This window comes from Mesorhizobium sp., assembly GCF_017306585.1.
In the GTDB taxonomy this organism is placed as follows: domain Bacteria; phylum Pseudomonadota; class Alphaproteobacteria; order Rhizobiales; family Rhizobiaceae; genus Mesorhizobium.
Map to the genome: position 1 here is coordinate 12334 of NZ_JAFKIC010000171.1, position 19573 is coordinate 31906.

The following is a 19573-nucleotide window of genomic DNA, read 5'->3' on the forward strand; positions in this document are numbered from 1 at the left end:
GGCGTTCACGCATTAAGGCTAACGGTAACAGATCGTGTTCGGCCCAAAGGCGGAAACACGATCTAAACCAGCGGTTTACCAAGAAACCTTGTGAACAGATTTTGACGGGATATCGCCATGGTGTTACCGCATTTCGGCTTCAATAAGCGATGATTAACCATTAGGATCGATATTCGGGTGTGAGAACGACACACCCGTTTGGGCAAATCCGGGGACAAACGGCAGCCTGCAAGGCCTTTTGATTTGAACAGAATCGAACGACTCACAAACGGGCGGCATCATCACGTGAGCGTCTGGCCGAGATGGCTGGTAGCGGTGATGGTCGCATTTGGTTTTGTTGCCGCGGCCGCCACCGGCGCCCAGGCCGAAGTTCGTTCGCTGAAGCTCTACCATCTCCATACGCATGAGAAGGCGGAGATCGTCTACAAGCGCAATGGCCGCTACGATCCGGAGGGCCTGCGCAAGATCAACATCATCCTGCGCGACTGGCGCCGCAACGAGCCGACCAAGATGGATCCGCGCCTGCTGGATCTGGTCTGGGAGGCCTATCGGGAAAGCGGCGCCACCGACTATATCCAGGTTGTGTGCGGCTACCGCTCGCCGGCGACGAACTCGATGCTGCGCAGCCGCAGCCGGGGTGTCGCCGAAAAGAGCCAGCACATGCTCGGCAAGGCGATGGATTTCTACATTCCAGGCGTGCCGCTGAAAAAGCTGCGCAATATCGGCCTGAAGATGCAGGGCGGCGGTGTCGGCTACTATCCGACCTCGGGTTCGCCGTTCGTCCATATGGATGTCGGCAATGTGCGCCATTGGCCCGGCATCAGCCGCCAGGAACTGGTCAGCCTGTTCCCCAACGGCAAGACGCTGCATGTGCCGAGCGACGGCCGGCCCTTGCCTGGCTATGAGCAGGCGCTTGCCTCCTACAAGGCACGCAAGGGCTCTGGCACACCCAACATCGAGATGGCCAGCGCCGGCGGCAACGGCAAGAAGTCGGGCGGGTTCCTCTCTGCCTTGTTTGGCGGTGGCGGCGACGACGAAGCCGACGACAGCGCCGATGTCGAGACCGCTTCGGCCGCTCCCGCGCCCAAGCCGAGAAACGCCAAGCCGGTGCTGACCAACGCCAAGAGCAGCAACCTTCCGGGCATCGCCATCGTGGCGCCCGAGAACGCGCAGCGCGCCGAAATTCCGCAGGTCGCCGACGAAGAGGTTCAGGAACCGCAGAAGGACACGCCGGAGACGATCATCGCGGCGCTGCCGGCCAAGGAAGTTCCGCTGCCTGATTTCGCCCCGCGGCCCAAGGTCGATGTCGGCGCGCAGCCCGCGAACGTTCCGTTCGCCACGGCCGATGCGACCACCACCACCGAGCAGGCCACCGCGACCGCTCAGGCGCCGGCGAACATGCCGTTTGGCAAGGCCGATCCGCAGGCGATCGCGGAGGCCGCGGCCGCCGACCCGGCCAAGGTTGCCCTCAACAATATCCCGCTGCCGACATGGCGCCCCGAGCGTACGCTGCCGGCGGAACTCGCACCGCCGCCCAGCAAGGATGTGCTGATGGCGCTGGCCGATACGGCTGACCATGGCAAGACCGCGACGGACGCATTCTCCGTGCTGCCAACGGCGCGCCCCGAGCCGGCAAAGCAGGATGCGGTCAAGGCTGTGCTCGACGAAGCCAACGCCCAGGCCGGCAGCACTGATGAATATCAGGTTGCGTCCCTGGCCGAAGAGCCCCGCTCGGCCTTCAACGATCCGTCCGATGCCAATGCAGCGTCGCCACGCCACGCGGTCGCAGCGCGGCCGGCTGGCTCGGATCCGGCGTCCGCCATCGGCGCCGGTGTAAAGACCACCCGCAAGGAAGCCAGGGCCACCGCGCGCGACCAGAAGCCGGTCGCCAGGGCGATGGTGGTTGCCGCGGCACCGCAGGCCGCTCGTTGGGCACTGACCAGCGGCGAGAACGTCGCCACCGTTTCGAGCGCGACGACGGCGCCGGGCTACGCCTACAACATCGTTCATACGCCGCCGAGCGAAGTCTATACGGCCGGCTTCCAGCAGGGCACCGAAGTGGCCGACGTCAACCGGTTCACCGGCAATGCCGTCAAGTTCATGTCGGTCGCCCGCTTCCAGACCAAGTAACGGTATAGCCAATCCGAGAAAGCCGCGCAGGGCGACCCGCGCGGCTTTTTGCTGTTGGACGCACGGCCCATGTGGTGCTTGAAGCGTCTGCGGTGACAACGCCTGGCCAAGTTGCGGCACCGGACCTTGGCTGAACGAGAGCCGGAAGATCAGCCAATCGTCGCGGAAGAGATCGGTTCCGTTCGCACATGATCACCCGCGCATGATCACCGGCGCTCAATCACGCCTGGCTGAACTTCCCGTGAGGCCGGAACAGCTGTCCTTTTCCCGGGTTAAGACGTGTGCGTTCCAACAAGGGGATATTCATGAAGACGATTCTACTGGCCTCGGTTCTGGCACTTTCGGCAGCTTCCGCTGCCATGGCTCCCGCGCGGGCCGAGACCGTGGTGATCAAGACCCACGACCACATGCACATGCGAAAACACTGCCGGATGAAGACGGTCACGCATTGGCGTCACCACAAGAAGATCGTCGAGCAGGTCAAAGTCTGCAACTGATCTGCTGAAGATGGACGTTTTCGGCCCGGTCGGCGACAGCCGGCCGGGCCTTTTGTATGCGGAACAGACTACTTGCGGAGCTTGCTTGCCGCGCGCGCCAGGGCTTCGATCTCATCCCATTTGCCCGCCTTGACCAGATCGTCGGGAGCAACCCACGAACCACCGACGCAGATGACGTTCGGCAGGCCGAGATAGTCGGCCGCGTTTTTGCCGGTGATGCCGCCGGTCGGGCAGAATTTGACGTCGGCCAGCGGGGAAGCGAAGGCCTTCAGCGAGGCGATGCCGCCGGACTGCTCGGCCGGGAAGAATTTCAGGAAGCGCAGGCCGGCTTCGCGCGCGGCCATGATCTCGCCTGGCGTGATCGCGCCGGGCAGCAGCGGAACATCGCTGTCGGCGGCGGCGGCAAGCAACTCGCGGGTGATGCCGGGGCTGACGATGAATTTCGAGCCGGCGCTTGCTGCTTCGTCGAACTGCCTGGCGTCGAGGATGGTTCCGGCGCCGACGATGGCGTCCTCGACCTGCGCCGCGACACGGCGGATCGCTTCCAGCGCGTCGGCGGTCCGCAGCGTGATCTCGATTGCCGGCAGGCCGCCGCGCGCCAAAGCGCGCGCCAGCGGCACGGCATCCGCCACGTTGGCGATCTTCAACACCGGGATGACCGGCTGGCCATTGAGGAGCGACAGGAGTTTTTCGGTCTTGCTGGGCATTTGTCTCTCCATAGCGTTGGCAATTCAACCGATTAGCAGACGGGTGTTTTTCTGTCCACGAAACGAGGCGTGTCGCGGTGTCACGCGTCCCCGGTCGATCGTGCCGGCCATTACCATCGAGGTCGATGAAGCCGCTTTGCCTTGAATCGCTTGCCGCGAGCGTCTAGTTGCTCTGGCAATGATACCGCCCGCGCCATCCCAGTCTGTCCGCGTTGCCGCGCTCTACCGGTTTGCCCGGTTGGACGCGTTCGACGAGCTGCGCGCGCCGCTCGCCGCTTTCTGCTGCGGACGCGGCATCAAGGGCACGCTGCTCCTGGCGCATGAAGGGATCAACGGCACCGTCGCCGGTAGCGAAGTCGCGATCGCCGAGCTCATCTCTTATATCGAATCCATCGATGGGCTGACGGGCCTCGAGGTCAAGTACAGCATGGCTGCGGCAATGCCGTTCCACCGCATGAAGGTGCGGCTGAAGCGCGAGATCGTCACCATGGGCGTGGAGGACATCGACCCGGCGACAAGCGCGGGAACCTATGTCGCGCCGGCCGACTGGAACGCGCTGATTTCGGAGCCCGGCACGATCGTCATCGACACCCGCAATGCCTATGAGGTGTCGATCGGCACGTTCAGGGGTGCGGTCAATCCTGCGACCGCGAGCTTTCGCGAGTTTCCGGCCTGGGTGGAAGCGCATCGGGCCGACCTCGAAGGCCGCAAGGTGGCGATGTTCTGCACCGGCGGCATTCGCTGCGAGAAGGCCACCGCCTATGTCAAATCGCTCGGCTTCGACGATGTTTTCCACCTCAAGGGCGGCATCCTCAAATATCTGGAGGAGGTTCCGGCCGAGGAGAGCCTCTGGCAAGGCGAATGCTTCGTCTTCGATGAACGCGTTTCGGTGGCGCATGGCCTCGCCGAAGGCGATGCCGAGCTCTGCCGTGCCTGCCGTCATCCGCTGACGGCGGCGGATCTGGCGTCGCCGAAATTCGCCACCGGCGTTTCCTGCCCGCATTGTTTCGATGCCCGCTCAGACGAGGATCGCGAGCGCTATGCCGAGCGCCAGCGGCAGGTCGATCTCGCGCAGGCGCAGGGCAAGGGGCCGCATATCGGGTCCTGATGCCAGCCGGCGAGACGGCTGCTGTCATTGCAATGTCAAGTTTCGGGACCTACGTCTTGCGCGTTCGAAACCTGCCCGTTCGGCCGGGCCCATGCTGGAGGCATTGAATGTTCGATCCCAAGAAGCTTCTCGACGATCTGCTCGGTTCGCAGATTCCCGGCACCACCGGGACCGTGCGCGACAAGGCGGGGCAGGCCGTCCAGATGGCCAAGGACAATCCGCTGGCCGCCGGCGCCCTGGCGGCCGTGCTGCTTGGCACCGGCACCGGACGCCAGGTGACCGGCGCTGCCGTGAGGCTCGGCGGCCTCGCCGCCATCGGTGGCCTCGCCTACAAGGCCTACCAGAATTACAAGGCGGGCAGCGCGCCGGAGCAGGCGCCCGCGACCGGTGAACCGGAATTGCTGCCGCCGCCGAAGGACACCGCCTTCCATCCCTCGCAGGCGCCGCAGGGCGAGGATGAATTCACGCTGACGCTGATACGCGCCATGATCTCCGCGGCGAAGGCCGATGGCCATGTCGATGATGACGAACGGCAGAAGATCGCGAGCAAGCTCGGCCTTGCGGGCATCGGTGCGCACGCCGAGAAATTCCTGATGGAGGAACTGGACAGGCCGCTCGATCTCGACACGCTGGTGGCCTCCGCCCATACCGATGCGCAGAAGCTCGAACTCTATACGGCGTCGCGCCTGACCATCGACCCCGATACGCGGGCCGAGCGCGGCTATCTCGACCTGCTTGCCGGCCGGCTCGGGTTGCCGGACGCGTTGGTCGACCATGTCGAGGCGACGGTTTCGGCGGCCAAGGTGCCCGCGGGCACCTCGCCCAATCCGCGCTGGTAGCCCAAATCGGGACAATGGCGCGCTTCAGGCGTTAACCTTTCGTTAACTCAGGAAGCGCATGATTCTACGCAGTCGGACCGGCTTTCCTCCTCCCAAGCTTGGTTCAGATCAGGGCGGTCGCCAATGACCGCCCTTTTTGTCGGTCCGAACGGACTTTCCTTTCCAGCAACCCGATGTCACTGCCCAGGCATGCCTTGGGCCAGCGCTTGCCATGGCCGGCGCCATTTGCGATGCCTTCTCCCCGAACCGATCCTGAAAATCAGTGGGGAGCGCGCCGCGCTGCCGGAGGACATCAGCCATGACCGAGCAAAGAACAGCCATCGTCACCGGCGCGGGCACCGGCATCGGCAAGAGCGTCGCCACCGCGCTGCTCAAGGCCGGCTGGAACACGGTGTTCTGCGGTCGCCGCAAGCCGGTTCTGGAGGCCGCGATCGCGGAGGCGGGGAAGACCGAAGCCAAGGCATTGGCGGTCGCCTGCGACATCAGCAAGGCCGCCGAGGTCGACGACCTGTTCGAGACGGTGGCGGAAGCTTTCGGCCGCGTCGACCTGCTCTTCAACAATGCCGGCATGGGCTACAAATCGACGCCGATCGACGAGATCCCGGTGGACGTCTGGAACGACATCGTCGGCGTCAACCTGACCGGCTCCTTCCTGTGCGCCCGCGCCGCCTTCGGCGCCATGCGCAGGCAGAAGCCGATGGGCGGCCGTATCATAAACAACGGCTCGGTGTCGGCCTACGCGCCGCGCCCGGGCTCGGTGCCCTATACGGCGACCAAGCACGCCATTACCGGGCTGACCAAGACGCTGGCGCTGGACGGCCGGCCCTATGACATCGCCTGTGGCCAGATCGATATCGGCAACGCGCTGACCGACATGGCGCAGCCGATGACGGTCGGCGTGCCGCAAGCCAATGGCTCGATAGCAGCCGAGGCGGTGATGGACGTCCAGCGTGTCGCCGATGCCGTCGTCCACATGGCCAGCCTGCCGCTCGACGCCAACGTGCTGTTCATGACTGTCATGGCGACCAAGATGCCGTTTGTCGGGCGCGGCTGAACAGTCGCAGCGGCAGGGCCGTGGCCAGGCCTATTTGCCGGCCAGCGGCACGCCGGGCTTGAAGAGCACAATGGGCCTGATTTCGTAGACGGCCGTGGGGTTGACCCGGCGAAGGTCGCGGGCGATCGCGATCGCCTCGTCTTTCGTCGCGCAGTCGACGACATAGAGGCCGAGCAACTGTTCCTTGGTTTCGGCGAATGGGCCGTCGATGATCGTGCCTTCGCCCGGACCACGCAGGGTAAAGGCATCCTTTGTCGCCCCGAGACGCGCGGACGGTCCAAGCGCTCCGTCCTCATGAAGCCGGGTGTTGATCTTCAGCAACTCGGCCATCAGCGCCGCGTCTTCCTGCGGCGTCAGCGCCTTGATTGCTTCTTCCACATGATAGGCAAGGATTGCGTAGAACATCCGTTGTCACCTTTTTGAAAACGTCATCCAAACGGGCCGATCGTAGAAAGTCGGGTGAGCGGGAACAAGAGGGCATCCCCCGCGTGCGTCTCAGCGCGATGGCTTCGCCGCCTGATCGACGAGCCAGTCGACAAAGCCTGAAATGGCCGGATTCGCCAAGCCCTCCTCGTGGCAAATGCAGTAGTAGTTGCGGGCAGCCGGCGCGAACAGGGTCAGCGGCTGGACGAGGCGCCCCTCATCCAGGTCGCGGAAGGATATGATGTCGTTGGTGAGCGCTACGCCGTGACCGTCACGGGCCGCCTGCAGCACCATGGCGAAATTGTCGAAATAGATGTCTGACTGGACGCTGTGCGGCACGCGCGCCTGCATCAGCCAGTGCCGCCACTGGCTGCCGTCGTCCTCATGCAGCAGGCGATGATGCAGGACGTCGCGCGGCTCGCGGATGCCGTGCGGCCCGCGCAGCAATTGCGGGCTGCAGACCGGCGCCGCATGCATGCTGTGCAGCAGCCGCCATGAAAATCCGGGCCAGGGCGGACTGCCGTAGACAATCGCGACATCGACCTTGCGCCAGTCAACTTCCTCGAAGGTGATCGCGGTCAGCATTTGCAGCCGCATGTCGGGATTGGCATCCAGAAACTGGAAGATTCGGGCCGTCAGCCAGGTTGTCCCGAAGACGGAAGGCGCCGAGACGCACAGCTCCGCCTTGCCAGTTCCTGAAGAGACATTGGCCGATATTTCGCGGATCGAATCCGCGATCTGGTGCATGGCCATGCCGACGCTCTTCTGCAGCGTCGCGCCACGTTCCGTAAGCTCGAGGCGGCGGCCGTTCTTCCTGAACAGATCCACGCCCAGCGAAAGCCGCAGGGCGCGCAACTGCTGGCTTATGGCGCCGGGCGTGACATGCAGTTCGGCGGCCGCGGCCGCGATATTTCCCAGCCGCGATACGCTTTCGAAGGCCCGCAGCGAATGAAGGGACGGAACGGCCACTTGTCACCTTAATTTAGAAAAACTGATCAAAAATACCGCTAAAGATTTAGCTTGTCTCACAAGAATTGCAACATATGGTCCCCGGCAGCCACTCAGCGGCACCACAAAACAAGAATGGGGAACCGGATATGCTTCACGCACGCATCGCCTCTATGGCGAAGATCACCTTCGGCGGACTGGTCGCGATGACCCTTGCCGCGGCCGTGCCAGCGGCCCAGGCCGAGACCGCCGGCCTTGTCCGCAACGGTGTGCTCAATGTCTGCACCGGCGGCGATTTTCCGCCCATGCAGTATTACGAGAATCCCGGCGACGAGAAGCTGGTTGGTTTCGAGGTCGATGTCGTCGACGCCATCGCGAAGCAGTGGGGCGGCACCACCAAATATGTGGTCGGCGATTTCAAGGGGCTGCTGCCGTCGCTCGGCGCCGAACGCTGCGATCTCGTCGCCAGCGGCATCATGGTGACCAAGGAGCGTCTCAAGGCCTATGACGCCGCTCCCTATTTCGTCTCGAACGTGGTGATGGTGACGTCCGCGTCGGATTCCCAGACCAAATCGCCGCCCGACCTCAGCGGCAAGGTGCTGGCGATCGAGGCGGGCACGACCTACGAAAAGACGGCCGCCGACCTGAACGCGGAACTGGCAAAGGCCGGCAAGGCGCCGGCGCAGATCCAGACCTATCCGTCGGCGTCCGCCGTCATCGAGCAGATACTGGTCGGCCGGGCGGCGGCGACGATCACCCAGGACACGACGGCCGCCTTCCGCATCAAGCAGATGCCGGGCCGGCTGCAGATACCCTACAATTATGGCGATGGGGAAACCTACGGCATCTATCTGAGAAAGGGCGGCGACAACCGCGCGGCCCTGGTGAAGGCCATTGAAACCCTGCAGGCCAGCGGCGAGATGAAGGCGCTGCTCAAGAAGTGGAACCTTCCCGAGACCGCGACCGACGTCAAGCATGCGACCGATTGAGGACGGCTGACGTGTTCGACGGCAAGCTCTTCCTGACGGCGCTGCTCGGCTGGCCCCTTGCCAAGGGGGCCTTGCTGACCCTGGTGCTTTCGGTGCTGGTCATGGCGGTTGCGCTGACCATATCGCTGGCGACGGCGTCGCTCGCCACGTCGAAGCGGCGCTGGGTGCGCCTGTCGATCGCCGCTTTCGTCTGGCTGTTTCGCGGCGCGCCGGCGCTGCTGGTGCTCCTGTTCATCTGGAACGGGCTGCCGCAGCTCTCGGCGGTCTTCCGGGCGGACTGGTTCAGCCCGTTCGTGGCGGCGTTTCTGGCCCTGACCCTGATCCAGGTCGCCTACCTGACCGAAATCCTGCGCAGTTCCTACGCTTCCATCGGCAAGGGTCAATCCGAGGGCGCGGCGGCTCTCGGCCTGCACCGGGGCCAGATATTCTTCCTGATCATCCTGCCGCAGGCGCTTCGCGTCGCGCTGCCGGCGCTGGTCAACGAGTTCATCTCGCTGCTCAAGGCGACGTCGCTGGCGACGGTCATCTCGCTGAAGGAACTGATGACCGTCACCCAGTTCGCCATCGCCACCAGCTTCCGTTTCCTGGAGTGGTATGGCGCGGCGCTCGTCTATTACATGTCGATGGTGTCGGTGCTGACGGTCATCCAGATGAAGCTGGAGCGCATGCTTGCCAGGGGCCATCGCTGATGTCGGTCCCAGCGCCGGACTGGTTTGCCCGAGAGATCGTGGCGCCAGGCATCACGCGGATATGGGAACCGCATGTCCACTCCTTTTTCAGAAGCAACGTCTTTCATGTCGGGGGGCGCGATCTCGATCTTGTCATCGATGCCGGTATGGGCATCGTACCGCTCAGGCCGGTGCTGGATCTAGCCAGTGGGAAGCCGGTGCTGGCTGTCGCAACGCATATCCATGTCGATCATGTCGGAGGCCTGAACGAGTTCGAGGCGAGAGCGGGCCATCGCAAGGAAGCCGCGTTCTTCGAACATATGGCGGACGAACATACGCTGGCGCATCTTTTTCGCGCGCAGCCGGAGGCGGTCGACAGGCCGCCGGACGAGGCATGGTCCGCGGAGCGCTTTGAAATCCGGGCGGCGCCGTTGACCCGGACGCTGGACGCAGGCGACAGGATCGAGACCGGCGACCGGTCGTTGCGCGTCCTGCATTTGCCCGGCCATTCGCCGGGGTCGATCGGGCTCTTCGATGAGAGGAACGGCGATTTCTTCGCCGGCGACGCCATCTATCGCGGGCGGCTGATCGACGATCTGCCGGGGTCGAATGTGCACTCCTACCGGGAAACGATGCAACGCCTGCTTCGGATCGAGTTCAGCCGCGCCTATTGTGGGCACGGCGAACCGATCGGCCAAAACGAACTCCGGTCGATCGCAGGCGCCTATCTCGACAAAACCGGCTGAAGCCTATTTCGCCAGGAACGAACCGATCCTGTCCAGCGCGCGCAGGATGTTCTCCTCGGAATTGGCGTAGGAGAGCCTGACATAGCCTTCGCCGAGAATGCCGAAATCCGGGCCGCCGATCAGCGCCACGCCGGCGTCGTCGAGCAAGGCGGAGGCTAGCTTCTTTGCCTTCCAGCCGGTCTTCGAGACGTTGGGGAAGGCATAGAAAGCGCCCTTGGGGGTGATGCAGGAGATGTTGGGCAGAGCGTTCAGCCCTTCGACGACGATCTTCCGGCGGCGGTCGAAGGCACGCATCATCGTGTCGACATCGTCCTGCGGGCCGTCGATGGCCGCAATGCCGGCGAACTGACTCGGCGCATTGACGCAGGACCAGCAATTGACGGCGAGCTTCCGCACCTTGTCGTAGAGATGGGCGCCCTTGTCGCCGTTCGGCCAGATCGACCAGCCCATGCGCCAGCCGGTCATCGCCCAGGTCTTCGACCAGCCGTTGAGCACGATCAGCCGGTCGCGGATTTCGGGATAGCCAAGCAGCGAGCAATGCGTCTCGCCGTCATAGGTCATGACGTCGTAGATCTCGTCGGAGAGGATGGCGACATCAGGGTGCTTCTCCAGCCCCCTGACCAGCTTCTCGATCTCGGCGCGCGGCGTCACGCCGCCGGTGGGGTTGGCCGGCGAGTTGAGGATCAGGAGCCTGGTCTTCGGCGTGATCAGCGCCAGTGTCTCCTCGGCCGAGAAGGCGAAGCCGTTCTCCTCGCGCATCGGCACCGGAATGGGCGCCGCGCCGGTGAATTCGATCATCGAACGGTAGATGGGAAAGCCGGGATCGGGGTAGAGGATCTCGGCGCCGGGCTCGCCGAACATCAGGATCGCGGCGAACATGGTCGGCTTGCCGCCGGGCAGAATCATCACCGTTTCGGGCGAGACCTCAACGCCGGTGGTGGTCAGCGTGCGCCGCACCACCGCCTCGCGCGCCGCCAGCAGGCCGTTGGCGGGCGTGTAGCCGTGGTGGCCGTCGCGTAGCGCCTTGATCGCGGCCTCGACGATATGCTGCGGCGTCTTGAAGTCGGGCTGGCCGATGCCGAGGTTGACGATGTCGCGGCCCTGCTGGGCAAGTGCCGTCGCCCGCGCCAGCACCGCGAACGCATTTTCCTCGCCGAGACGGTCGAAGGCCGAAATCGTGTGGAGCATTTTTCCCGTCCGTGTGGTTCTTACTGTTAGGTAGCGTTTTTGTGAGCCTCACCGGGCAAAAGTCAAACGGATTGGAGTTTCTGGTGTCGGAAAATCTTGCGAATTGGCAGCCACGCCCGCGTCCGGAGCGCAAGGTGCTCGAGGGGCGGTATGTCCGCGTCGAGCCGCTGAGCGCGGCCAGGCATGGCGATGGTCTCTATGAGGCGTCCTCGGTCGCCGATGCCGGCCGCCGTTTCGCCTGGTTGCCCGACTATCCGCCGGAAACCCGCGCTGACTTCCAGCCCTGGCTGGACAAGGTGGAAGCCAGCCCGGATCCGCTGTTCTTCGCCATCATCGACAAGGCCAGCGGCAAGGTGGCGGGCCGCCAGACGCTGATGCGCATCGATCCGGCCTACGGCGTCATCGAGATCGGCAACATCTATTGGGGGCCCTTGATTTCGCGCAAGCCGGCGGCGACCGAAGCGCAGTTCCTGTTCATGAAGTACATTTTCGACGAGCTCGGCTACCGCCGCTACGAATGGAAGTGCAACAACCGCAACGAGCCGTCCAAGCGGGCGGCGGAACGGTTCGGCTTCAAGTTCGAGGGCATTTTCCGCCAGCACCTCATCGTCAAGGGTGAAAACCGCGATACCGCGTGGTATTCGATCATCGACAAGGAATGGCCGGCCCTGCGCCAAGCCTATGAGGCTTGGCTCGATCCGGCCAATTTCGACGGTGACGGCCAGCAGAGGCGGCGGCTGGAGGATTTTCGCGCCGGGTTCGGCGCCTGATCTGAATCCGGCGCAACGGGAGTTTGCCACTTGGCGCATACCCACGATCACGGCGGGCATGATCATGCGGGCCACGATCACTCTGGCCACGATCATGGCGCCGGCCATGTGCACGGCTCCACCGACAAGAAGCGCGTGCTGATCGCGGCCTGCCTGACGGCGGGCTTCATGGTGGCGGAAGCGCTTGGCGGTCTCTTCACCGGCTCGCTGGCGCTGCTTGCCGATGCTGGCCACATGCTGGCCGACGCCATCGCGCTCGGCCTTGCCTGGTATGCCTTCCACCTGGCGGGGCGGCCGGCGACCGGCCAGCTCACCTATGGCTTCGGTCGGGTCAAGACGCTGGTCGCCTACACCAACGGCATCGCCATCTTCGTCATCGCGCTGTGGATCGTCTACGAGGCCTGGGACCGCCTGCTGACGCCGGCGCCGGTGCTCGGCGGGCCTATGCTGGTGGTGGCGGTACTCGGCCTGCTGGTCAACATCGGCTCCTTCCTGGTGCTGCATGGCGGCGATCGCGAGAGCCTGAACATGCGCGGCGCGATCCTGCATGTGCTTGGCGATCTGCTCGGTTCCGCGGCGGCGATCGTGGCGGCCATCGTCATCCTGGCGACCGGCTGGACGCCGATCGACCCGATCCTCTCGGTGCTGGTCTCGCTGCTCATCCTGTCGACGGCCTGGTCGCTGATGCGCGCCGCCGCCCATGTGCTGCTCGAAGGCGTGCCGCCAAATCTCGACCGCGACCTGGTCGCCAGGGACATAGAGGGCGCGGTCAAGGGTGTGCGCGAGGTGCACCATATGCATATCTGGTCGCTGGATGGCGTCAGCACCATGGCGACGCTGCATGCCTGCCTCGACGAGGGTGTGGATGCGCGGCAGGCGGTCAGCGCCATCAAGAAGCGGCTTGCGTCGACGCATGGCATCAGCCATGCCACGGTGGAACCGGAATTCGGCCAGTGCACCGACGACGGCGACGATCATGAACACGAGCATGATGCCAACGCGCATCATGGCCATTATCACTAAGCCGGGTCTATGACCGGCCCTGCCTCAGGAGTTTCACCGACTTGGAATCAAGCTTGAAAAGCGCCAGCCGCCCCGGTGCGGCATGATGGATCGCAACACCAGGAATTCGGCCATCGCGGCGCTGTTGATCATCCTGCTGTTCGGCACGGCCGCCTTCTATCTGCCGGCGGTGATGCTGGCGCTCGGCAGCTTTTCGACGGTGCTTGCGGGCATTTTCGGCGTCGTCTTCGTGCTGGCGTTTTTCACGGTGTTCTGGCTGCGCGCCCGCAACCAGCGCAGGAACCAGGGCAAATAAGCCAGAGCAAACAAGCCAGAGCAAATAGGGGAAGTTCGACATGCGCATTCTGATCACCGGCGCCGCGGGCATGGTTGGCCGCAAGCTCATTGCCCGGCTGGCCGGGGATGGCCGGCTTCGCGGCCAGAAGATCACCGCGCTCGATCTGCACGATATCGTGCCGCCGCAGGCGCCTGATATGGACGGCGTCAGCGTGGCGCTGCACACTGGCGACCTCGCCGAAGCCGGCGCCGCCGAACGTCTGGTCGCGTCACGTCCCGATGTCGTCTTCCATCTTGCCGGCATCGTCTCGGGCGAGGCGGAAGCCAATTTCGATCTCGGCTACCGCGTCAACCTCGACGGCACCCGCGCGCTGTTCGACGCCATCCGGCTCGCCGGCTTTGCGCCGCGCGTCGTCTTCACGTCGTCGATCGCGGTGTTCGGCGCGCCGTTCCCGGATGTCATTCCCGACGAATTCCATCCGACGCCGCTGACATCCTACGGCACGCAGAAGCAGATGTGCGAGGCGCTGCTGGCCGACTATTCCAGGCGTGGCTTCTTCGACGGCATCGGCATCCGGCTGCCGACGATCTGCGTTCGGCCGGGCAAGCCCAACAAGGCGGCGTCCGGTTTCTTCTCCGGCATCATACGCGAGCCGCTGAGCGGCCAGGAAGCGATCCTGCCGGTGCCGCGCTCGGTGGTCCACACCCATGCCAGCCCGCGCTCGGCGGTGAACTTTCTCATCCATGCAGCAGAGATCGATGGCGGCGCCGTCGGGCCGCGCCGCAACCTGACGATGCCGGGCGTCGCCGTCACCGTCGGCGAGCAGATCGAGGCGCTGGAACGGGTCGCGGGTGCCAAGGCGGTCAGCTTGATCCGTGAGGTGCTGGACGAGACGATCTGGGCGATCGTCAAGGGCTGGCCGACCCGCTTCGAGGCGCGGCGGTCACGCGAGCTCGGCTTTGCCGCAGAGCAGAGTTTCGACGAGATTATCCGCGCGCATATCGAGGATGAGCTCAGCACGGTATAATCGCTTCGATCCTTATACGGCTTCTCAGGTTGGTTACCGTCGGTAGGACGCAAGCCTATCCGTTGCATTTTGTCTACGGGCTGCCCGGGCAAGCTCGACGCTAACGACACGTCGGCCAACTGGCCAGAATGAGATTCCCGCAAGCTTGAAAGCCTGGAGCCCAAAAGGAATTCCTATGATTGTAAGGCAATTTATCACGCCGGAGATCACGTAGCTGAGAAACAGAACCCAGCCAAATGTACATGCCCAAACGACATTGGTGATAAACCCAATAGTCCCTGTGATTGCTGTTGTTGTACTCAGGCCTTTTCCATCCAATTCGCGAATGTGAACGACGTCCTTCCCGAATGGGAAGGCAGACATACGCGCCATCTCAATGGCAGCTCTACTTAGAGGTAAGCCTACGATACTTATTGCAAACAGAGCGGCGCCGACTAGCCATATCAAAGCTGTAATTGCCCCTCCCAAGACAAACCAAATAACGTTCCCCGCAAAACGCATAGTCTTTCCCCCTGCCAGATTTTGCGATCGGCAAAACTTTCATTTGGGAAGTATGAAGTCAACAGAAAGCGTGATCAGTCGATTGCTAAAAAAGCCGGCGTGAGCAGAGCATCAAACGCTGCCTGTGAGACTCGCCGACAGCAACAGCAATCCGAACAGGAACACAAAGGCGGCGCCCCCGATTTCGACGATCGAGTGGATCCGGTTGCCGAGGCGTCCGTCGCCGGCGAAGTAGACCGCCCAGTTCTTGGCCGTCACCGCGATGGTCGCCAATGCCGCCACCGTGATGGCGGTGCCGATCGACATCGCCAGCACCGACAGCAGGCCGCCGAGCCAGAGCCCGTTGAGAAGCGCGAAGCTCAGCACGATCAGTGCACCGGAGCAGGGGCGAATGCCGACCGCCGCCACCGCCGTCCAGGCCGTGCGCCAGTCGAAATGGTCGCCCGACAGCATTGCCGGATCGGGCGCGTGCGAATGGCCGCAGGTTTCGCAGACCTCGCCCGCGGCATGATCATGATGCGCGTGATCGTGGTGATGGTCATGCGCGCCGTGATCGTGATGATGATCGTGCGCGTGGTCGTGATGATCATGCGAATGGTCGTGGGCATGGCCGTGATCGTCATGCACATGGCGCGCGTGCGAATGGGCGTGCGCGGCATGGCTGTGGGAAGCGTGCGAATGGCCCGCGTGGGAATGGCCTGCATGCGAGTGCCCGCCATGCGAATGGCCGGCATGCGCCGCCGACAGGCTGTAGGCGGGCGCCCTGCCGAACAGGCGCAGCACCGAGGGGCCGAGCTTGCGCCACAGCAGCCAGGCGCCGAACAAGGTGACGAAGACAAAGCTCATGATCTCCATGAACCAGGCCGCGTCGGTCATCGAAATGGCGGTGCCGCGCAGCACGAAATAGGCGGCGGCCATGACCAGCACGGCGGTCAGGCCCTGCAACAGCGCCGAGACGAAGGACAACAATATGCCGCGCCGCAGGGCCACTTCATTGGCGACCATATAGGACGAGATCACCGCCTTGCCGTGACCTGGCCCGGCGGCGTGGAAGATGCCATAGGCGAAGGACAGGGCGACAAGAATCCAGATTTTGCTGTTGTCCTGACGCATCGCCTTCATGGCATTGGCCAGCGCGCGATAGAATTCCTGCTGCCTGAGATTGATCCACATGAGGATGTGGGCGAACGGACCTGTCGTGGGCGCCATGCCGTCATTGACGCCGATGCCGAGCGAACTCTGGGCATAAGCGGCGTTGGCGAAGTGCATGGCGAAAAAGGTGATGGCCAGCAGGCCGAATGCCAAACGCAGGGACGGTTTCGTCACCGGATTCATCCTTCTGGCTGACAGTTCAGTTCGAGCTTGGTGGCAAAGATCTTGCTCATGTCGGTGCCCGTCGGATCGTTGAAAAAGGCGTCCGTCAGGGTCTTCTGGTTTTCCTTGATCGCCTCATCCGGATCCGGACGAATGACCTTGCTGGTGCAGTTCGACGGCAGGCCCGCCACCGTGATGTTGGAGTCCTCGGTGAAGTCGATCGCCGTGTAGAAGGTCGGATCGTAGACGCCGATATCGATCTTGCCGGCCAGCTTGATCGGCTGCTTGGGCTCGGACTCAAAGAGGATGATGAGCTGGTCGTTCTCGAAATTGGCCATCAGGTGCGGCGGCGGGATCATTGCCACGTCCTTGCCGTCCTGCGTGACGAGCTGGAAATAGTTGAACTCGGCCAGCGAGGCATGAACGGTGTCGGCGACATCCTTCAGCTCCTTGTCGTCAAGCTTCAGGTCGGAGTTCTTGTCGAACTCCATCAGCACCGTACTGGAAAACAGCTCGTCGAAGCGCCAGAGATGACGCAACGCTTTCACACTTTGGTGATCCGGCGACAAGATCACGTCGAGGCGGGCCTCGGCGAAGACATGCGGATGCACATAGGCCGGTCCGGTGGCGGCAAAGGTCGCCGCCAAGGCCGAAGCCAGCATGATTGCGTGCCGTTTCAGGTGCATTCCCGGTTGCGATTCCATCGGCCTCGGAGGAGTTGTCGAGAGTTATCAGAAAGGGGGCGAAATTGGGACCGGCGGACCACCTCACCCAAAAGTGCGCGGCGGTTCAACAGAGCGGGCAAGGGCAGGGCGGGCGGTGCGCCGTCAGGTCTTGGGGCGATCACGCCGCCTCGCGGGTCCTGAACCATTGCACCAGGAAGTCGACGAAAACGCGGACCTTGGCGGGCAGGTAGCGGCGGTGCGGATAGACGGCGAAGATGCCGCCACCCGACAGGATGCGGTCATCGAGCGCCGTCACCAGGCGGCCGCTGGCGAGGTCGGGCGAGGCGATGAAATCGGGCAGGATGCAAAAGCCAAGTCCCGCCACGGCAGCCGCGCGAGCCGCCATCGGGCTGTTGACCTCGATCGGACCCGATACGGCGACGCTCAGCTGATCGTTGTTGTCGCCCTTGAAGGGCCAGTTGTTCAGCCCGCGGCCATTGGTGTCGACGATGCAGGGCATGTGGCCGAGATCCTGCGGCCGCGTCGGCATGCCATGCCTGGCGATCAGCTCGGGCGAGGCGCAGAGCTTTATCGAGAACGGGGCCAGCCGCCTGGCGATCAGCGACGAATTCTCCAGGCGCGAGATGCGTACCGCCAGGTCGAAGCCCTCCTCGACGAGGTCGACGAAGCGGTCGTCGAGCTGGATGTCGAGCACGATGTCGGGATGCTGCTTGGCGAAGTCGATCAGCGACTGGCCGATCGGCGCGTCGGCGAAGGTGCGCGGCGCCGAAAGCTTGATCCGGCCGCGCACGTCGCCGGAGGATTCGCGTACGGCGTCGGCGAGGCTGTCGACCTCGCGCACGATCTCGGAAGCGCGTCGGTAATAGGTGTGGCCGGCCTCGGTCATGGAGAACTGGCGCGTCGTGCGGTTGAGGAGCAGCGCGCCAAGCTCGTCTTCCAGCTCGCGCACATATTTGGACAGCAGCGCCTTGGAGCGGCCGATCTTGCGTGCCGCCGCCGAAAAGCCTTCGGCCTCGACCACGTCGATAAAGGCGCGCATGCGGGTCAGAGTGTCCATGGTCAGGCCTTTCGTGCTGCGTCGAGAAGTTTTCGGCCGAGCCGTATCAGGGCAATGTCGCTGCCGGAAGGGCCAAGCAGCGACAGGCCGAACGGCGCTCCGGCGACCGAGCCGACGGGCACGGTGATCTGCGGGAAGCCCGACAGGCCGGCGAGACACAGAAGGTGCAAGGCGCGCTCGCGATAGGCCTGGAACTGCTCCGGCGTGCTGTCGACATAGGGCGCGGGGCCGGGCACCGTCGGCAGGACGAGGAAGCCGTCCCTGCCGAGCAGGGCGCTCAGCTCGCCGCGAAAGGTCAGCCGGCGGACCTTCTCGCTCTGCGCCGTGCGGTCGTCGACAGCGCGGCCGAAGCCGAAGCGTTCCTCCACGCCGGGGCCGAGGCCGCGCTCGCCGCTGGTGATCCATTGCCCATGCACGGCCCAGGCCTCCCTGGCCTGCAGGCGGCGAAAGCACCAGTAGAGCTCGTCGGGGGACGCGGTGAAGCGGCTTGTCGGCGTCGCCATGGGGCCGAAGACAGAAGCCGCCAGCGCCTTCATTCCGGCATATTCGGCAAGCGCCGGCCTTGCGACCATCTCGTCCAGCCAGCCCAGTGTCAGCGGCCGGTCCAGCGGGTGGTGATGCGGGTCGCGGCCGAGCAGCAGTTTGCCGACCGTCTCATAGGTCTCGATATCGTCGGCGAACCAGCCGAACGTGTCGAAGCTCGGCGCCAGCTTCATCGTGCCGTCGAGCGGGATGCGGCCATGCGTGGCGCGCAAGCCGATCAGCCCGCAGAAACTCGCCGGCGCGCGGATCGAGCCGCCGGTGTCGGAGCCCGTGGCGATGTCGGCCAGCCTGCCGGCCACCGCCGCCGCCGAGCCTGAGGAGGAGCCGCCGGTGACGCGGTCGGGCGCGGCCGGGTTCACCGGAAAGGGAAAATGCGAATTCTGCCCGAACAGAGCGAAGGCCAGTTCGTCGGTCTGGGTCTTGCCGATGAAGCGGGCGCCGGCATCGAGAATCATCTGTACGGCGGGCGCGGTGCGCGAGGCGGCGTTGCTGTCGGCGAATTTGCCGGGATTGCCGCAGCCGGTGCGATAGCCGGCGACGTCGTAGATATCCTTCACGGCCAGCCGAAGGCCGGCGAGCGGGCCGAGTTCGGCATGCGCCACCGGCATCTGACGAAGATCGAGAAAGGCATTGAGTGGGCCGTGCGTGCCTGTCATCGTTCGATATCCGGATACGGTTCCGCCTACATTGTTCGATGCCGGAAATTTTACAACCTGCGATACGATTTTTATTGATTGTGAAACCCTTCGCTCCTATATCGCGCTTGCCCAAAGTCGCACGTGCCTGTGGGTGTCCGCCGATCCTCGAATGGTGAGGGAAATCGGTCAGGTAACTGGAGCCAACCACTCCAGTCGGTCTAGTGGCCAACCACAAGATCGAGGACACCTTGAAGCAACGACGGTGCGGGCCTTTCTGGTTCTCTGCCGGTTGTCCAAAGACCGGGGTTACTGAAGAGGCACACCTTCATTGCCGGCAGTGCGGAACGGGGTTCTCCCAATCCAAGCCAAGGCAGACAAAGCGAACCGAAGCCGGGCAAGGCTAGGTTCATCGCCGCGAGACGGCGTTTCATGGTTCCGGG

Annotated in this window: 21 protein-coding genes; 12 read left to right on the forward strand and 9 right to left on the reverse strand. The window is 63.9% G+C overall.

Translation table 11 applies throughout. The features are described 5' to 3' along the window. The first annotated feature begins 285 nt into the window (after positions 1–285). Both J0I79_RS20235 and J0I79_RS20240 read left to right on the forward strand, forming a co-directional pair. Positions 286–2130 carry a DUF882 domain-containing protein gene (locus J0I79_RS20235; RefSeq protein WP_292862882.1) on the forward strand — a complete coding sequence of 615 codons (1845 nt, stop codon included), beginning with the start codon at positions 286–288 and terminating at the stop codon, positions 2128–2130. 305 nt (positions 2131–2435) lie between these two features. Further along, a complete protein-coding gene (locus tag J0I79_RS20240; RefSeq protein ID WP_292862885.1) occupies positions 2436–2627 on the forward strand; it encodes a hypothetical protein in 192 nt (63 codons plus the stop codon). A gap of 68 nt (positions 2628–2695) precedes the next feature. Here J0I79_RS20240 and J0I79_RS20245 read toward each other — a convergent pair whose 3' ends face one another. Beyond that, positions 2696–3334 carry a 2-dehydro-3-deoxy-phosphogluconate aldolase gene (locus J0I79_RS20245; protein WP_292862888.1) on the reverse strand — a complete coding sequence of 213 codons (639 nt, stop codon included), beginning with the start codon at positions 3332–3334 and terminating at the stop codon, positions 2696–2698. A gap of 178 nt (positions 3335–3512) precedes the next feature. Here J0I79_RS20245 and J0I79_RS20250 point away from each other — a divergent pair, with 178 nt between their 5' ends. The 3 genes from J0I79_RS20250 to J0I79_RS20260 all read left to right on the forward strand — a co-directional run bounded on the left by J0I79_RS20250 (position 3513) and on the right by J0I79_RS20260 (position 6335). Next, complete coding sequence (locus tag J0I79_RS20250; RefSeq protein WP_292862891.1) at positions 3513–4442, forward strand: rhodanese-related sulfurtransferase; 930 nt, start codon at positions 3513–3515, stop codon at positions 4440–4442. A 107-nt stretch (positions 4443–4549) separates the two neighbouring features. Then, positions 4550–5281: a tellurite resistance TerB family protein gene (locus J0I79_RS20255; protein WP_292862894.1), complete on the forward strand. Its 732-nt coding sequence runs from the start codon at positions 4550–4552 to the stop codon at positions 5279–5281. A 298-nt stretch (positions 5282–5579) separates the two neighbouring features. Further along, positions 5580–6335, forward strand: a complete 756-nt coding sequence (locus tag J0I79_RS20260) for an SDR family oxidoreductase (protein WP_292862897.1) — start codon at positions 5580–5582, stop codon at positions 6333–6335. 30 nt (positions 6336–6365) lie between these two features. On the opposite strand, the gene J0I79_RS20265 is transcribed toward J0I79_RS20260, so the two are convergent. Then, a complete protein-coding gene (locus J0I79_RS20265) occupies positions 6366–6740 on the reverse strand; it encodes a YciI family protein (protein ID WP_292862900.1) in 375 nt (124 codons plus the stop codon). A 90-nt stretch (positions 6741–6830) separates the two neighbouring features. Next, entirely contained in the window at positions 6831–7727 is an 897-nt protein-coding gene (locus J0I79_RS20270) for a LysR substrate-binding domain-containing protein (protein WP_292862903.1), read from the reverse strand. Between the two features lie 128 nt (positions 7728–7855). On the opposite strand from J0I79_RS20270, the gene J0I79_RS20275 reads away from it, so the two are divergent. The 3 genes from J0I79_RS20275 to J0I79_RS20285 are packed head-to-tail and all read left to right on the forward strand — an operon-like array spanning position 7856 to position 10109. Continuing rightward, entirely contained in the window at positions 7856–8695 is an 840-nt protein-coding gene (locus J0I79_RS20275; protein ID WP_292862906.1) for a transporter substrate-binding domain-containing protein, read from the forward strand. Between the two features lie 11 nt (positions 8696–8706). Then, positions 8707–9384, forward strand: a complete 678-nt coding sequence (locus J0I79_RS20280) for an amino acid ABC transporter permease (RefSeq protein WP_292862909.1) — start codon at positions 8707–8709, stop codon at positions 9382–9384. After that, positions 9384–10109, forward strand: a complete 726-nt coding sequence (locus J0I79_RS20285) for an MBL fold metallo-hydrolase (RefSeq protein ID WP_292862912.1) — start codon at positions 9384–9386, stop codon at positions 10107–10109. Before J0I79_RS20280 ends, J0I79_RS20285 begins: the two co-directional genes overlap by 1 nt. 3 nt (positions 10110–10112) lie before the next feature. On the opposite strand, the gene J0I79_RS20290 is transcribed toward J0I79_RS20285, so the two are convergent. Then, positions 10113–11297 (reverse strand): pyridoxal phosphate-dependent aminotransferase, encoded by a 1185-nt coding sequence (locus J0I79_RS20290; RefSeq protein WP_292862914.1) that lies wholly within the window; start codon positions 11295–11297, stop codon positions 10113–10115. A gap of 83 nt (positions 11298–11380) precedes the next feature. Between J0I79_RS20290 and J0I79_RS20295 the strand changes: the two genes are divergently transcribed. The 4 genes from J0I79_RS20295 to denD all read left to right on the forward strand — a co-directional run bounded on the left by J0I79_RS20295 (position 11381) and on the right by denD (position 14394). Further along, a complete protein-coding gene (locus tag J0I79_RS20295) occupies positions 11381–12067 on the forward strand; it encodes a GNAT family protein (RefSeq protein ID WP_292862917.1) in 687 nt (228 codons plus the stop codon). Between the two features lie 30 nt (positions 12068–12097). Next, positions 12098–13090 carry a cation diffusion facilitator family transporter gene (locus tag J0I79_RS20300; RefSeq protein WP_292862920.1) on the forward strand — a complete coding sequence of 331 codons (993 nt, stop codon included), beginning with the start codon at positions 12098–12100 and terminating at the stop codon, positions 13088–13090. Positions 13091–13172: 82 nt separating this feature from the next. After that, positions 13173–13385: a hypothetical protein gene (locus tag J0I79_RS20305; protein WP_292862923.1), complete on the forward strand. Its 213-nt coding sequence runs from the start codon at positions 13173–13175 to the stop codon at positions 13383–13385. A gap of 40 nt (positions 13386–13425) precedes the next feature. Further along, positions 13426–14394: a D-erythronate dehydrogenase gene (gene denD, locus J0I79_RS20310; RefSeq protein ID WP_292862926.1), complete on the forward strand. Its 969-nt coding sequence runs from the start codon at positions 13426–13428 to the stop codon at positions 14392–14394. Positions 14395–14427: 33 nt separating this feature from the next. Here the strand turns inward: denD and J0I79_RS20315 are convergent, their stop codons facing one another. The 5 genes from J0I79_RS20315 to J0I79_RS20335 form a co-directional block, all read right to left on the reverse strand. Continuing rightward, positions 14428–14895 (reverse strand): YccF family protein, encoded by a 468-nt coding sequence (locus J0I79_RS20315; protein ID WP_292862929.1) that lies wholly within the window; start codon positions 14893–14895, stop codon positions 14428–14430. 111 nt (positions 14896–15006) lie between these two features. Further along, positions 15007–16230 carry a nickel/cobalt transporter gene (locus J0I79_RS20320; RefSeq protein ID WP_292862932.1) on the reverse strand — a complete coding sequence of 408 codons (1224 nt, stop codon included), beginning with the start codon at positions 16228–16230 and terminating at the stop codon, positions 15007–15009. Next, on the reverse strand, positions 16227–16895 hold the full coding sequence (locus J0I79_RS20325) for a DUF1007 family protein (protein WP_292862935.1): 669 nt from the start codon (positions 16893–16895) through the stop codon (positions 16227–16229). The genes J0I79_RS20320 and J0I79_RS20325 overlap by 4 nt, the downstream gene beginning before the upstream one ends. 157 nt (positions 16896–17052) lie before the next feature. Next, entirely contained in the window at positions 17053–17952 is a 900-nt protein-coding gene (locus tag J0I79_RS20330; protein WP_292862938.1) for a LysR family transcriptional regulator, read from the reverse strand. Positions 17953–17954: 2 nt separating this feature from the next. Next, entirely contained in the window at positions 17955–19151 is a 1197-nt protein-coding gene (locus tag J0I79_RS20335; protein WP_292862941.1) for an amidase, read from the reverse strand. Between the last annotated feature and the right edge of the window lie 422 nt (positions 19152–19573).

What these genes read in the sequence shown, in the direction of transcription:
- J0I79_RS20285 (WP_292862912.1), top strand. Translation starts at nt 9,384, where the DNA reads ATGTCGGTCCCAGCGCCGGACTGGTTTGCCCGAGAGATCGTGGCGCCA.
- J0I79_RS20240 (WP_292862885.1), top strand. Translation starts at nt 2,436, where the DNA reads ATGAAGACGATTCTACTGGCCTCGGTTCTGGCACTTTCGGCAGCTTCC.
- J0I79_RS20330 (WP_292862938.1), bottom strand. Translation starts at nt 17,952, where the DNA reads ATGGACACTCTGACCCGCATGCGCGCCTTTATCGACGTGGTCGAGGCC.
- J0I79_RS20255 (WP_292862894.1), top strand. Translation starts at nt 4,550, where the DNA reads ATGTTCGATCCCAAGAAGCTTCTCGACGATCTGCTCGGTTCGCAGATT.
- J0I79_RS20315 (WP_292862929.1), bottom strand. Translation starts at nt 14,895, where the DNA reads ATGCGTTTTGCGGGGAACGTTATTTGGTTTGTCTTGGGAGGGGCAATT.
- J0I79_RS20335 (WP_292862941.1), bottom strand. Translation starts at nt 19,151, where the DNA reads ATGACAGGCACGCACGGCCCACTCAATGCCTTTCTCGATCTTCGTCAG.
- J0I79_RS20275 (WP_292862906.1), top strand. Translation starts at nt 7,856, where the DNA reads ATGCTTCACGCACGCATCGCCTCTATGGCGAAGATCACCTTCGGCGGA.
- J0I79_RS20290 (WP_292862914.1), bottom strand. Translation starts at nt 11,297, where the DNA reads ATGCTCCACACGATTTCGGCCTTCGACCGTCTCGGCGAGGAAAATGCG.
- J0I79_RS20320 (WP_292862932.1), bottom strand. Translation starts at nt 16,230, where the DNA reads ATGAATCCGGTGACGAAACCGTCCCTGCGTTTGGCATTCGGCCTGCTG.
- J0I79_RS20325 (WP_292862935.1), bottom strand. Translation starts at nt 16,895, where the DNA reads ATGCACCTGAAACGGCACGCAATCATGCTGGCTTCGGCCTTGGCGGCG.
- J0I79_RS20260 (WP_292862897.1), top strand. Translation starts at nt 5,580, where the DNA reads ATGACCGAGCAAAGAACAGCCATCGTCACCGGCGCGGGCACCGGCATC.
- J0I79_RS20245 (WP_292862888.1), bottom strand. Translation starts at nt 3,334, where the DNA reads ATGCCCAGCAAGACCGAAAAACTCCTGTCGCTCCTCAATGGCCAGCCG.
- denD (WP_292862926.1), top strand. Translation starts at nt 13,426, where the DNA reads ATGCGCATTCTGATCACCGGCGCCGCGGGCATGGTTGGCCGCAAGCTC.
- J0I79_RS20250 (WP_292862891.1), top strand. Translation starts at nt 3,513, where the DNA reads ATGATACCGCCCGCGCCATCCCAGTCTGTCCGCGTTGCCGCGCTCTAC.
- J0I79_RS20265 (WP_292862900.1), bottom strand. Translation starts at nt 6,740, where the DNA reads ATGTTCTACGCAATCCTTGCCTATCATGTGGAAGAAGCAATCAAGGCG.
- J0I79_RS20305 (WP_292862923.1), top strand. Translation starts at nt 13,173, where the DNA reads ATGATGGATCGCAACACCAGGAATTCGGCCATCGCGGCGCTGTTGATC.